Source organism: Chitinophaga flava (assembly GCF_003308995.1).
GTDB lineage: Bacteria > Bacteroidota > Bacteroidia > Chitinophagales > Chitinophagaceae > Chitinophaga > Chitinophaga flava.
The window spans coordinates 1,557,848-1,570,936 of sequence record NZ_QFFJ01000001.1; the positions used below are offsets into that span (position 1 = coordinate 1,557,848).

The 13,089-nt window shown below is 44.2% G+C and carries 11 protein-coding genes; 7 read left to right on the forward strand and 4 right to left on the reverse strand.

Annotated elements, in window-relative coordinates; genetic code table 11:
- Positions 1-64: 64 nt before the first annotated feature.
- Positions 65-1,564 carry a GH3 auxin-responsive promoter family protein gene (locus DF182_RS06170; protein ID WP_113614785.1) on the reverse strand — a complete coding sequence of 500 codons (1,500 nt, stop codon included), beginning with the start codon at positions 1,562-1,564 and terminating at the stop codon, positions 65-67.
- 405 nt (positions 1,565-1,969) lie between these two features.
- Between DF182_RS06170 and rplU the strand changes: the two genes are divergently transcribed.
- From rplU to DF182_RS06205, 7 genes are all read left to right on the forward strand, one after another.
- On the forward strand, positions 1,970-2,272 hold the full coding sequence (gene rplU, locus DF182_RS06175) for a 50S ribosomal protein L21 (RefSeq protein WP_113616788.1): 303 nt from the start codon (positions 1,970-1,972) through the stop codon (positions 2,270-2,272).
- Positions 2,273-2,323: 51 nt separating this feature from the next.
- Positions 2,324-2,602 carry a 50S ribosomal protein L27 gene (gene rpmA / locus DF182_RS06180; protein WP_113614786.1) on the forward strand — a complete coding sequence of 93 codons (279 nt, stop codon included), beginning with the start codon at positions 2,324-2,326 and terminating at the stop codon, positions 2,600-2,602.
- Between the two features lie 64 nt (positions 2,603-2,666).
- The gene (locus DF182_RS06185) at positions 2,667-3,077 is read left to right on the forward strand and encodes a histone (protein WP_113614787.1); all 411 of its coding nucleotides are present in this window, start codon (positions 2,667-2,669) and stop codon (positions 3,075-3,077) included.
- A gap of 405 nt (positions 3,078-3,482) precedes the next feature.
- Positions 3,483-5,171, forward strand: a complete 1,689-nt coding sequence (locus DF182_RS06190; RefSeq protein ID WP_113614788.1) for a helix-hairpin-helix domain-containing protein — start codon at positions 3,483-3,485, stop codon at positions 5,169-5,171.
- A complete protein-coding gene (locus DF182_RS06195) occupies positions 5,168-5,911 on the forward strand; it encodes a PrsW family intramembrane metalloprotease (RefSeq protein ID WP_113614789.1) in 744 nt (247 codons plus the stop codon). The genes DF182_RS06190 and DF182_RS06195 overlap by 4 nt, the downstream gene beginning before the upstream one ends.
- 89 nt (positions 5,912-6,000) lie before the next feature.
- Entirely contained in the window at positions 6,001-6,636 is a 636-nt protein-coding gene (locus DF182_RS06200) for a DsbA family protein (RefSeq protein ID WP_113614790.1), read from the forward strand.
- Between the two features lie 10 nt (positions 6,637-6,646).
- A complete protein-coding gene (locus DF182_RS06205; RefSeq protein ID WP_113614791.1) occupies positions 6,647-7,141 on the forward strand; it encodes a GNAT family N-acetyltransferase in 495 nt (164 codons plus the stop codon).
- A 284-nt stretch (positions 7,142-7,425) separates the two neighbouring features.
- Here the strand turns inward: DF182_RS06205 and DF182_RS06210 are convergent, their stop codons facing one another.
- The 3 genes from DF182_RS06210 to DF182_RS06220 are packed head-to-tail and all read right to left on the reverse strand — an operon-like array spanning position 7,426 to position 13,072.
- Positions 7,426-9,909, reverse strand: a complete 2,484-nt coding sequence (locus tag DF182_RS06210; RefSeq protein WP_113614792.1) for a Calx-beta domain-containing protein — start codon at positions 9,907-9,909, stop codon at positions 7,426-7,428.
- A gap of 36 nt (positions 9,910-9,945) precedes the next feature.
- Positions 9,946-12,147 carry an OmpA family protein gene (locus tag DF182_RS06215; RefSeq protein WP_113614793.1) on the reverse strand — a complete coding sequence of 734 codons (2,202 nt, stop codon included), beginning with the start codon at positions 12,145-12,147 and terminating at the stop codon, positions 9,946-9,948.
- A 10-nt stretch (positions 12,148-12,157) separates the two neighbouring features.
- Positions 12,158-13,072 (reverse strand): PorP/SprF family type IX secretion system membrane protein, encoded by a 915-nt coding sequence (locus tag DF182_RS06220; protein ID WP_113614794.1) that lies wholly within the window; start codon positions 13,070-13,072, stop codon positions 12,158-12,160.
- Between the last annotated feature and the right edge of the window lie 17 nt (positions 13,073-13,089).

Genomic DNA, 13,089 nt, shown 5'->3' on the forward strand with positions numbered 1-13,089 from the left:
ACCGGAAAAGAGTGACCGGCCACCTGTTGATGGTACCGGATGCTACGATTATCTCCACTTTCGCTTATGGCTGCACATACCTGGTCAGTTCATCGGCCAGTTTTCTGTCATTGCTTAAACGTGGTACTTTGTTCTGTCCTCCCAGTTTTCCAATAGCTTTCATATAATCAATGAAACCCTGTTTGCGTACGGTCCTTATTTTAAGGGGTTGTAATATATTACCGGTTAAAAGGTCATTATAATAGATGTTCTTCTGACGGAGGTTCTGGTCTACCTTCATTGCAAAAGCCTTCAGGTCTTTGGGGGTATTTTCAAACTCCACAAACCATTCATGGAAGGGCAGTTCTCCACTGGTCTGCACCATAGGGGCCACCGTAAATTCCGTGATATGGACATTTTCTTCCGCAGCTGCTTTCATCAGACTGTATTCCACTTCTTCTCCGATCACGTGTTCACCGAAGGCTGAAATAAAATGTTTGATCCTCCCGGTTACCAACAAACGGTATGGATTGGTGGAGATGAATTTCACCGTGTCGCCCAGGTTATATCCCCACAATCCGGCGTTGTTGTTGATGACCATAGCGTAATTTACGCCGGTTTGAACATCTTTCAGCGACAGCCGGGTAGGATTTTCATTAAAAATTTCCTGTGCAGGTATAAACTCATAGAAAATACCGGAATTGGCATTTAATAAAAGGCCTTCCTGCTCCTGCGAATCCTGGAAGGCAAAAAAGCCTTCAGAAGCAGGGAACGTTTCAATTGTATGGATGGGACTGCCAATGGAAGCCATCAGTTTAGCCCGGTACGGCTCAAAGTTGACTCCACCGTACACCATCACATCAAAATTTTTAAATATTTCTTTAATCTTCTTACCGTTGGTACGTTCCATCAGGCGGTCGAAATACATCTGTACCCAGGGTGGAATGCCACTGATCAGTGTCATATCCTGGTTGATGGTTTCTTCCACAATCCTGTCCAGCTTGGTCTCCCAATCGTCTATGCAATTTGTTTCATATGTAGGAAGCTGGTTGGTACGCAGATAGCGGGGTATATGGTGGTTTACGATCCCACTGAGGCGTCCGGTGGGGATACCACCTACCCTTTCCAGTTCAGGAGAACCGGAGAGGAAGATCATTTTACCATCAGCAAAAGCCGTATTACCGGTTTCGCCCATATAGTTGAGCAGAGCATTCCGGGCGGTATCTATATGATTGGAAATAGAATCTTTGGAGATAGGGATATATTTAACGCCACTGGTAGTACCGGAAGTTTTGGCCAGATAGATAGGCAGACCTTTCCAGAGCACATTTTGTTTGCCCTCTTTGATTCTTTCTATATATGGTTTAAACTGCTCGTAATCCCGGATCGGTATAGCTTGTTTAAATTCATCGTAAGTACGTACTGCATCCAGTTTATGGTCATTTCCGAACTCCGTTTTTTTGCCTGTCTTTATCAGTTCATCCAGGATTGCCTCTTGGTCTTCCACCGCCCTGAGCATTTCCTTCCTGATCTTGTTATGTACAATAGAAGCAAATGGTTTGGCTAGCAGTGATTTAAACTTCATGCCCGTTATTTTATAATTGAGAGTATATTTTTTGATTTACGGATTTACGGATTTAGGTATCTGGCTACTGTATCCACTTTTCAGTCTTACCGGACAGCTAAATCCGTAAATCAAAAAATGCCTTCGCGTAAACGACAAAAGTATACAAAATTGCGTTGGTTTGTATAGCAAGATAACTGTTTTTACGCCATTGTCATATAACACAACAGCAGTATGCCGGCAGGGGTGACAGCAGGGCAGTTTGTTAAAAAAATTTAAAATTCAGGAAAGTACGTATCTTTGAAAAGAATAAGTTTTTATCCGGCTTTTAATACATACTTACATATATGAATTAAAAAAAGCCGGAAATCTTTGTTCAATTGGAAAACAATTGATACTTTTGCGGAAATTATATTTTGGATAATTATGTTTGCAGTTGTAAAAATCGCAGGTCAGCAATTTAAAGTACAAAAAGACCAGGAAATTTTTGTACAGCAGTTACAAGGAAAAGTTGGAGACAAAGTGGAGTTTTCCGAAGTTCTGTTGATCGATAACGCTGGTTCACTGACCGTAGGCACTGATGTAAAATCAGTAGTAAAAGCAGAGATCCTGAGCCATGTTCAGGGTGAGAAAGTGATCGCTTTCAAAATGAAGAGAAGAAAAGGCTTCAGAAAGAAAATCGGTCACCGCACCCATTTTACTAAGATCAAGATCAATGACATAGCTTAATTCGTTTTAAGCTACATTTTTTATTTAGACAAAGTTTAAAGTAATTATACAATGGCACATAAAAAAGGTGAAGGTAGTGTAAAGAACGGCCGTGATTCCCAAAGCAAAAGGCTGGGAGTAAAAATCTTCGGTGGTCAACCTGCTATTTCTGGCAACATCATCGTTCGTCAGAGAGGTACAGTTTATCATCCCGGTCAAAACGTAGGTGTTGGTAAAGATTTTACCATTTTCGCGTTGACAGATGGTGTGGTTGAATTCAGAAAAGGTCGCGAAAACAAGACTTACGTTTCTGTTAAAGCATTTGACACCACTGCTCAGGCAGAAGCCTAATCAGTGTTAGCCATAAAGTTTTTTTATACCCAATATTTTTTTACTAACCCAAATTCAAAAAACAATGGCAACAATTAAAAAAGCGGCTGCTAAGAAAGCTGCTCCTAAAAAAGCGGCTGCTAAGAAAGCTGCGCCTAAAAAAGCTGCTGCTAAGAAAGCCGCTCCTAAAAAAGCTGCTCCTAAAAAGAAAGCCGCTGCTAAAAAAGCTGCTCCTAAAAAGAAAGCTGCTGCTAAAAAAGTAGCTCCTAAAAAAGCTGCTGCTAAGAAAGCCGCTCCTAAAAAGAAAGTTGCTGCTAAAAAAGCCGCTCCTAAAAAGAAAGCTGCTGCTAAGAAAGCTGCTCCTAAAAAAGCTGCTGCTAAGAAAGCCGCTCCTAAAAAGAAAGCTGCTGCTAAAAAACCTGTTGCTAAGAAGAAAGCTGCTGCTAAAAAAGCACCTGCTGCTCCTCCAGCTACACCAATTGCACCAGCAAACTAAGATCGGATTTACAAAATGTAGTTATAAAAGATCCCGGTTTCTATACCGGGATCTTTTTTATTCCTCGGACTTTAGTCCGAGGTTAAAATTGTTGTTATATACACCCTATCCCCCCCTTACACCTCATTCCAATAATAAAATAGCCCCAAGAATCCGTATTTTTATTAAAATCCGGAGCAAAAACTATATTGCGCCAACACATATACTACACCCCAATCCAATAATAAAAAACATCCGGTAAAACCCCTTCCAAAATAGCCAATCCGTATTTCTACTAAAATCCGGAGCAAAAACTATATAGCGCTAACACACACACCACACTCCGATCCAATAATAAAAACCTCCGGCAAAGCCCCATCCAAAATAGCCCAGGGCTTTAGCCCTGGGAATTCGTATTTTTACGCCATGGACAATAATTCAATAGCAGATAATTTCTCCCTGCTGTCCAAACTAATGGACATACACGGCGAAAACAGCTTTAAAGCCAAATCTTTTGCCTCTGCGGCATTTACCATAGAAAAACTGCCGACTCAGCTCAAAGAAACGTCCCGCGATGATATCTTCCGCATCAAAGGCATTGGGGAATCTACCGGAAAAAGCATCCTCGAAATGCTCGATACCAATAGTTTTACACTCTTGGAAAACTATCTCAATATCACTCCTCCAGGCATCATGGAAATCATGAAAATAAAAGGCCTGGGACCCAAAAAGATAGCGACTATCTGGAAAGAACTGGAAGTTGAGTCCATGGGTGAACTATTATATGCCTGCAATGAAAACCGTCTTCTCCTGCTCAAAGGATTTGGCGAAAAAACACAGGACAACGTACGGCAGAATATTGAATTCTACCTCTCCAACCGCAACCGCTTCCTGTTTGCTGAAGTGGAGGAAATTGCCCATACCCTCGAAAAACAGCTGCAGCAGCTCCTGGCACCCGCTCCCGTAGCTCTCACAGGAGCCTTCCGCCGTCAGGAAGTGATTATCGATGAACTGGAACTGGTTATTGCCACCACTCCGGACATCCTGCGCCAACAGCTTGCTGCCTTGCCCGGCTTTACCCTTACTGATAGCCAGGGCCATAACCTGGTATGGAAATACAACGATAAACTCAATGTAGTGACACATGCATGTGAGAAAGAAGACTTTTATAGCCTGCTCTTCTCCACTACCGGCTCCGCTACTTTTATGGATAAATTTAATGCTGCCGGCGGCGCCTCCCATATTAAAAATGCCCTGTCTGAAGAAGCTATTTTCAGTGGAGCAGGGATCGCATTCATTCCTCCCTGCCTGCGGGAAGGCCTGAACGAAATTGAACTGGCCCGTCAGCAACAGCTACCACAACTGATCACCCGGGCAGACATCAAAGGGATCGTCCATTCCCACAGCCAATGGAGCGATGGTGTCGACACCCTTGAAGAAATGGCTATCGCCGCCAGAGACCAGGGATTCGAATACCTCGTCCTCAGCGACCACTCCCGCTCTGCTTTCTATGCCAATGGCCTGAGTATAGAACGTGTCATCGCCCAACAGGAACAGATCGATGAACTCAACAAACAACTGGCCCCCTTCCGTATCTTCAAAAGTATAGAGGCAGACATCCTCAACGATGGCTCACTCGACTACCCGGATGAAATACTGGCCCGCTTCGACCTGGTGATCGCTTCTGTACACTCCAACCTGAAGATGACCGAAGAAAAAGCCATGGCCCGCCTCCTGAAAGCCATCGAAAATCCTTACACTACCATCCTCGGACATATGACCGGCCGTCTGTTACTGAGCCGCAACGGATACCCGGTAAATCATAAAACCATCATTGATGCCTGTGCCGAACATGGCGTGGCCATAGAGCTAAATGCTCACCCGCGCCGCCTGGATATAGACTGGACCTGGATCCCTTATGCACTGGAGAAAAAAGTACTCATCTCCATCGATCCTGATGCCCACAGTATACAAGGCTACCGCGACATATATTATGGTACCCTCGCGGCACAAAAAGGTGGCGTCACCAAAGCCAACAATCTGAGTAGCTTCAGTGTTGACATGCTCGATGTTTATTTACAGGAACGTAAAAAACAAAAAAATATCCTGTTATGATGCTGCTGGCACTCGCCATCTCTCCCGGACTGGCCATCTGTCTCCTGATGTTTGTGCTCGACAAATACGATCGCGAACCCGTAGGTCTGCTGGTAAAAAGCTTCCTCCTGGGGATGGCCTGTGTAACACTGCCATTGTCTTTTCAGACAATGGCCTCACTCTATGGGTTTCAGGAAACCAACAATAACCTGTTCGACACCGCTTTTTTTGCTTTCGGCATAGTGGGCCTTTCCGAAGAGTTCGCCAAATTCCTGGTGCTACGTTTATATGCGTATCCAAAAAAACATTTTAATGAGCCGCTCGATGGGATTGTATACGCTGTAATGGTAGGCATGGGGTTCGCTACCTTCGAAAACATTACCTATGTATATCAGTACGGTTTTGGCGTAGGCGTAGCCCGCATGTTCCTCTCGGTACCGGCCCACGCCACTTTTGCCATTCTGATGGGTTATTATGTGGGGTTGGCCAAATTTATGCCGATACAGAGAGATGAGCTACTACTGAAAGGACTGATGATAGCGGTCTTCTTTCATGGTGCTTTCGATTTTTTCCTGTTCTCCGGTAATAATATACTGGCACTGGGCGCTGCTGTGATCACACTCATTATTGCTGGCAGGATGTCGCTCAAGGCAACCCGTAAAGATCTGCAGCTATCGAAGAAACTGTTCGGACGGCGCACTCAGGAAGAAACAAACACACTGGAGCTGGAAGAAGATGATGATCAGGATAACCTGCTTTAACATGTAGCTTTTGGCTATCTTTGTAGCCGCTTGCACATCCATGTAAAGGCTAACTACCCAGCTAACCATTAACTGCTAAATGCCTGTTTATGCGTTTTATATATATCTATGATCCACTTTGTGGCTGGTGCTACGGCTTTACGCCAGTAGTCCTTCAGTTTCAGCAGCTACAGATGGATACCATGGAATTTGATATTCTCTCCGGCGGAATGATCACCGGTGATAACCGTCATCCTTTTTCTACTATGGCGGCTTATATTCAACGGGAACATACCAACGTGGAAGATATGACAGGTGTGAAATTCGGAGAGGCCTTCCTCGAAAAACTACTTCCTTCACAGGAAATAATGGATTCAGAAAAACCTTCCGTAGCACTCACTGTTTTCAAACTATACCAGCCGGAAAATGCTATTTCCTTTGCGCATGATATGCAGGTAGCACTCAACTATGATGGACTCAGTCTTAATCATAACGATACTTACCGGAAACTGATCCGCAAATACGGACTACCGGAAGATGAATTCATCAGCCGCATGCAGGATGAACATCTCCGATATGAAACCCAGCAGGAGTTTCAGCTGATACAAAACTGGGGGATCACCGGATTTCCGGCTGCTATTCTGGATACAGGTAAACAACTGTACCTTTGCGCAAGAGGATATACCCCCCTGGACAAACTTCAACAGACCATCAATAATATTATACAGGAAAGTAACCGTTTATAATTAACAAACCATGTATCGCGTAAAATCAACAACAGTAGCTGATATTCCCGTTATACAGGAACTCTCTAAGAGAATCTGGAAACCAACTTATAAGAGCATCCTCGAGCCGGAACAAGTCGATTATATGATCGACATGATGTATAGCACTGCTTCGCTAACCAAACAAATCACCGAACTACAACACAAGTATATCATCCTGCAGGATGATAAAAGACCTATTGGTTATGCATCGTATAGCCCCACTGACACTGAAGGTGTTTATAAACTGCATAAAATATACCTCGACCCCAGTTACCAGGGTAAGGGTGTGGGTCGCTTCTTCCTTGATACAGTGATCAGACAGGTAAAAAAACTGGGCGCCACCATTCTGGAGCTGGACGTAAACCGTTACAACAAAGCCCGGTTCTTCTACGAAAAAATGGGATTCACAGTTTATAATGAGAAAGACACCGACATCGGTAATGGTTATCTGATGGAAGATTATATCATGAGAAAATCATTATAAAAAAAAGAGCCCGGTAAGGACATACCAGGCTATTCCCAAGTTAACCATTAAAAGACACAACTCTTTATTTTGAATTATCTTATTTTTCGTTGCTTCTATTATTACCTACGATAAACAAATTATCGTGGATTTATAAATAATAAAAAAAGCAGCATCTTTTATATTTTAATATAAAGGATGCTGCTTTTAAGTTTATTAAAGAAAAAAATTCCCGCATAATTAATTATGCGGGAATGTAGGTGTTGCCTGAAGCAGCGTATATCGGTTATTGATTCAAGCCTGTGTTATTTGGCTGACAGCCCGGTTCCTTCGTCATTGTCATCATCATGGATAACAGCCACAGCTTTGTTCAGTTTCAGCTCAGGTGAAATTTTCAGTATGCCGGCATTAGCAGCAGCAGTAACATCACGCAGCTTCACGGCTACCATAGCATCTGCTTCTTTCACACGGTCGTTTACCACAGCCACCTGGATGTCTGTTTCGCTGAAAGCACAATCACCGGTGATTTTCACCATGTCACCATTCATGATGATGAACTTCCGGCCATAGGCAGCAGCGCTGATAGAATCTACACCGAAGTAGATGTTGATATCACTACCAGTACAGTTGGTTTGTACGGTTCCGTCGGAAGCTTTTACCAGTATACATTTGAACATGCTTACCGGAGCGGTGGCAGATTCATTGGCATCAGTGAGTTTAACCAGTGTAATATGAGCTGCCTGGTCCATGATATACTGAGATGCTGAGATAGAAGTCACATCGCCGTTGTAGCCTACTATAGCTTCGTTTTCAGCCTTGATTTCGCTCAGTACCAGTACCACGGTTTCTGCCAGTTCAAAGCGGTTGTCGTCTTTCACTTTTACATTGAGGCTAGCAGTGCTGGCACCAGTTTCGATAGCAAATGGTGCTTTGATGCTGCTTACAAAGTCAGCTCCCGGTAAAGCAGTACCATTGCCGAATTTATAGGTCAGTCTTACTGGTTTGCCTGTAGCGTTGATCAGCGGAGTACCATCACGTTTGAACAGTCCTGCAGAAAATACTACGTCTGTATTAGGTTCAGCACCATTGGTACCACCAATGAATTTCACGATGGCTGGCTGATCGAGAATGGTCACTTCGCCTTTTGCCTTTGTGAGGTGTAATTCCGACGCATCCATAATTTCTACATGGAAAGTTTCTTTACCTTCCAGCAGGTTATCACTTTTCACCGGTATCTGGATGGTTTTAGAGATGATAGCACCTGCAGCAAATTCAGAAGGCACAAAAGAAATAGTACCTTCTGTGATATCGAAGTCACCTGCACCAGCGCCATCTTTATGCGGAATGGTTTTGTAGTGTACATTTACCGGAGTGCGCACTCCATTGCTTCTCAGGAAGCCGGACAGCGTGATGGTGAGACTGGCGTTTGATAATCCGTTCAGTGGCTCAGAAACAGCGATATCATTGATAGATACACCATGGCTGATTTTGATGATACGGTTGCCATCTTCTTCTCCACCGCCAGCAGCCAGGATTTCACCTGAAGGGCTCATCACCAATGAAGCCAATGTGGTTTTAGCATCGTACTTACCCAGTTGTTTGTCGAACATCATTTCACCATCAGGAGACAGTTTGATGAGGCGGTAACCATCTTTGGTTACTACACACATCTCATCTTCTTCTGTCAGCAACAGATGCTGGAATACATTGCCTACATTTTTATTCACCACCTGTGTACCGTCTGGTAATAATTTCACGATTTTACCGGTGTTCATGCCGATGTTACCACCAGCAGCCACCACTTTACCGTTTTTACCTACTTCCAGTGCATACAGTGCAGCGTCTACTTCCTTATTGAACAGTTCTGTTCCGTCGGGGCGCAGTTTTACGATACGGCCTTTGTCTTTTTCTTCAGCACAGGCGAAAATCTGACCCAGGTCGTTTACTTTCATGGCGTTGAATTTACCATCTACGGTGCTATATTCTTTATCGAATACTACCTGACCTTCAGCATTCACTTTGGAGATACGGCTGGCGTTGCCGGTACCATAGGCGCCACCGCCCATAGCCAGTACAGAGCCATCTTCGAGCAACAGCATTTTTTCAAATATGGCGCCGGGTTTACCGAAGGTGAGTTCGAATTGTTTTTCTCCCTTACCATCTACTTTTACCATAAAAGCTTTACCCTGGCCATCTCCAACATCACCTCCCACAGCCACGATATTCTCATCTTCATCGATCAGTACGTTTGTAAATACGTTGTGTGAGCCAAAACCTTTATCAAACTCGATCTTTCCTTCCGCGGTCATTTTGGTGATACGCGCCTGTGCCGGCTTGCTACCGTCTACCCCAACGGTGATATAGTTCCCGTGGCGATCGGTGATGATGCGGGTAAAATAACCGCCCTGGCCGTTACCGATACTTTTGTCGAATACCACTTCTCCGGTAGCGCTCAGTTTGGTAATACGGGCGTTACCATAAGCGATGGTACCACCACCTACTGCCACCAGCTCGTTTTTAGGCAGCAACACCAGGTCCTGATAAGCTACCAGCCCGCCTTTGTTTAAACGGGTATTATAAATAGGATTTCCGGTAGATGATAACTTGGTGATACACCCATTATCCAATCCCCCACCGATGGCGACAATCGCATTGTTCTCCGCTATGGCCAGTTTACGATACTGGTTTTTTGGAGCGCCCATGCTTTTGTTGAACACAACCGGCATTTCCTGGGCGAAGGCCTGTGAGCCTACTCCCAGCAACAGCATTAGTGATGCAATCTTGTTCATTTTGTTAGTTTGATATACGCAATAAAAAAATTAGACTTATTGTATTCTGATCTCACATCTCCGGTTTACGCCCTGTTGCATGATAAACCTCTCCCTGTCAGCATCCAGTGTATACCGGCTGACAGTTAGTATGGGACGGGTAGAGCCGAAATAGTTGATACGGATTCTATCGCCGTCCACGCCACGGCTGAGCAGGCATTCCTGTATGTATACCGCCCGGTTTTTGGACAAAGTGAGATTATATTTTTCGGTACCTATTACGTCTGCATGTCCATTAACAATGATCATTCGCCGCGGATTGGATTTCCAGATAAGGAAAATAGAATCCAGTTTACGCCATTCCTGGTCTTGTGGTACATAGGAGTTGAGATCGAAGTAAACCACACCTGGGGCTTTCCACAGAGCTGCCGGTAATTTAGCGGCTGCACTGTCTACGGGTAACGTATAGGCGCTCACGTGTACTACACCTGTGCTATCACGGTCACCCGCTTTAAGACTGGTGTTTTGTTTACCATTTTGCCAGCTGAGCTCGTTGGGGTTGCTGCTCACTGTACGCTCAGCATAGGCTGCTGCGGCAGTAACGGTTGCACCAGTGGCAACAGATGTTGATGTTGTCACAACTGGATTGGCCATGTTCTGCCAGGGAATCATTTCCGGAGAGCTGTCCACGATAGCACCTTCAGAGTAGTCTGTTACACTACGGGATGAATCTTTAACGGAAACGACGGTATGTACTATAACAGGTTTCTCATCTGCTTTGTTTTGAACAGGAGGCAGGTTATCATAGCTTTTATTCCCTACTAAAGTCAGCTGTTGGCGGTTTTCCGTCTGCATCTTGGTATAAGGCACTTTATCTTCTTCATTTACCGGTTTGCCGGGATAAGGCAGGTCCAGTTGTTTCAAAGGATTCTTCTTCAGATTTAAGACATAAATATGGTCATTGTCATGAGCACCTGAACGGTCTGATGTAAAATATAACAGCAGCTTGGATTCATCCAGCACTGCATTCAGATCATCAAACTGTGTATTTACCGGATAAGGCAAATGCACCGGACCTTCATCAGGCTTGTTAAGGCTGATCATAAAAATATCCAGCCCTCCGAAGCCCTGTAAACCGTTGGAGCAGAAAAACAATTTGTCTCCTACAATAAACGGATACAGCTCATTGCCATTGGTGTTTACCCTCGGGCCCATGTTCACAGGCGCTTTCCAACGCTTCTCCGCTTTATCCCAATCACAATAGTATATATCTGTACCTCCCTGACCACCAGGCATATCGGATGCAAAGTACAAACGTTTACCGTTTGAAGCAACTGATGGATGCATGAAAGAATAAGAATCTGAAGTTTTAGGGAGTTTTACAGATACCGGTTTACTCCAGGCATCATGGTTTTCCTGATAAGTAGCCGATAACAGTTGGGTATTGTTATTATAATCAATGAAGGAATTCTTCTCGTTTTTAACATCCGCAAAACGGTTCGACGTGTAGATCACCTTCTTTCCATTATCATAGAAAGATGCCGGACCTACCTGTAAAACGCCTTTCAGGCTGTTATTAAAGGGTTCGATACCATCTTCCGAGATCATGTATAATTTGGAATTGGTGTAAAAAGACTGGACATCATTTTTTTTGAAATCATTGGAAAGGAAAACGATATTGTCTTTATACAAGGCCAATCCGTACTGATAGCCCGGGAGGCTAAGACGCAGACTGTCCGCTTTTACATTCCGGAGAGAATCACGATTAAAGAAGGAATAGTAGTTATTGAGTGATTCCTGAAGATTGGTAAACCGGGCATTATTTTTATAGTTGTTGGCATACAATTCGCTTACCTGACGGGCTTTTTCCACTCTGCCAGTACGTTTAAGGAGGTCGATATAAGTGGTTACGTCACTTACCCGGATATCATCTGCAGGCTTATACAACAGCTCGTCATAGAGGCTGACCGTTTTTTCAAACTGCCTGGTTTCAAAATAAATGCGGGCTAGCAGAAACTTGGCCTTACGTCTGGAAGTTTCATCACTGCTGTTGTTGAGTACATTATTGCAGAACCAGATCGCTCCCTCGAATTCCTGCCTTTTGTACAAACGTTCTGCCTTTCTCACTTTCCCCGCACTTCCTCCCAGTGCGTTGTCTTTTACCATAGAGCAGGAACCTGTCAGTATCACCATGCCCAGGAAAAGTATGAGGTTACTAAGAGGATGTTTTCGCATACGTTCCGTTATTTGGGTTTTCATAACATTGTTTTTAGAAGTACCGCGGGGCCACCACTTTCCATTTGGACCAGGAAAAACGATAATTGATCATTATTTCGTGGGATACTGATTGTGCGCCTTTCAAATTAGACTGCATCGGAGTATCATATGAATATCCGAGTTGCAGGTTTTTGTTCAGCTGCACTTGTACAAGACCTGTCATCGTTTTTTCTGAACGCCAGGATGCACCCAGCCATACCAGATTTTTTAAGAGAATATTTGCATTGAGGTCGTACTGCAGACCGGCACCTTTTACCAGTCTCAGTAGCACATTGGGTTTGAATTTTACGTTGTCGTTAACGGTAATAAGATAACCTGACTGCAGGTAATAATGCGATGCTACCGCTACTTTATTAACACTGTTGCCCAGGTCAAAACTTTTAAATGTAGGAGAGGATAAACCGATAAAGAAGTGATCGGTAAACACCATAAAGCCAAAACCAATATCTGTTTTCCAGTAGCTCTGGTTCTGTGCAAACACCGGATCGGAAGTATATAAGGAAGTATTGTCTTCCCGGTATTGAGACATCCCGCCTTTCAGACCCATTGCCAGGTACAATTTTTCGTTCAGCTTTACCCGTTGGGAAACGTTGAAGTGAACACCGGTCTGGGAGTTAACAGTGATCTTCTCATTAGTCAGTGATACCCCCAGACTGGTATTGGTAGCCCGCAGCGGTGTGTAAAAAGAGGCGGTGGCCGTTTTAGGAGCACCGTCCACGCCCACCCACTGATTACGGCCCACGGCCGTCAGGCTGGAAGACTCATCCATAGAGGGATAAGCCGGGTTGATGATCATCCCGTTAAACATATACTGGGAGTAGATCGGCTGTTGCTGTGCCCGACTCTGCAGACAACAGCAACAGCATAATATAGCAAACCCTAAAGCTTTCAAAAATCGCTTGGTCATAGGTATCAGCTTAAATG

Bases quoted from the DNA above. Each gene is read 5' to 3' on its own strand.
- rplU (WP_113616788.1), top strand. From the start codon at position 1,970: ATGTTTGCAGTTGTAAAAATCGCAGGTCAGCAATTTAAAGTACAAAAA.
- DF182_RS06200 (WP_113614790.1), top strand. From the start codon at position 6,001: ATGCGTTTTATATATATCTATGATCCACTTTGTGGCTGGTGCTACGGC.
- DF182_RS06190 (WP_113614788.1), top strand. From the start codon at position 3,483: ATGGACAATAATTCAATAGCAGATAATTTCTCCCTGCTGTCCAAACTA.
- DF182_RS06185 (WP_113614787.1), top strand. From the start codon at position 2,667: ATGGCAACAATTAAAAAAGCGGCTGCTAAGAAAGCTGCTCCTAAAAAA.
- DF182_RS06170 (WP_113614785.1), bottom strand. From the start codon at position 1,564: ATGAAGTTTAAATCACTGCTAGCCAAACCATTTGCTTCTATTGTACAT.
- rpmA (WP_113614786.1), top strand. From the start codon at position 2,324: ATGGCACATAAAAAAGGTGAAGGTAGTGTAAAGAACGGCCGTGATTCC.
- DF182_RS06210 (WP_113614792.1), bottom strand. From the start codon at position 9,909: ATGAACAAGATTGCATCACTAATGCTGTTGCTGGGAGTAGGCTCACAG.
- DF182_RS06205 (WP_113614791.1), top strand. From the start codon at position 6,647: ATGTATCGCGTAAAATCAACAACAGTAGCTGATATTCCCGTTATACAG.
- DF182_RS06220 (WP_113614794.1), bottom strand. From the start codon at position 13,072: ATGACCAAGCGATTTTTGAAAGCTTTAGGGTTTGCTATATTATGCTGT.
- DF182_RS06195 (WP_113614789.1), top strand. From the start codon at position 5,168: ATGATGCTGCTGGCACTCGCCATCTCTCCCGGACTGGCCATCTGTCTC.
- DF182_RS06215 (WP_113614793.1), bottom strand. From the start codon at position 12,147: ATGAAAACCCAAATAACGGAACGTATGCGAAAACATCCTCTTAGTAAC.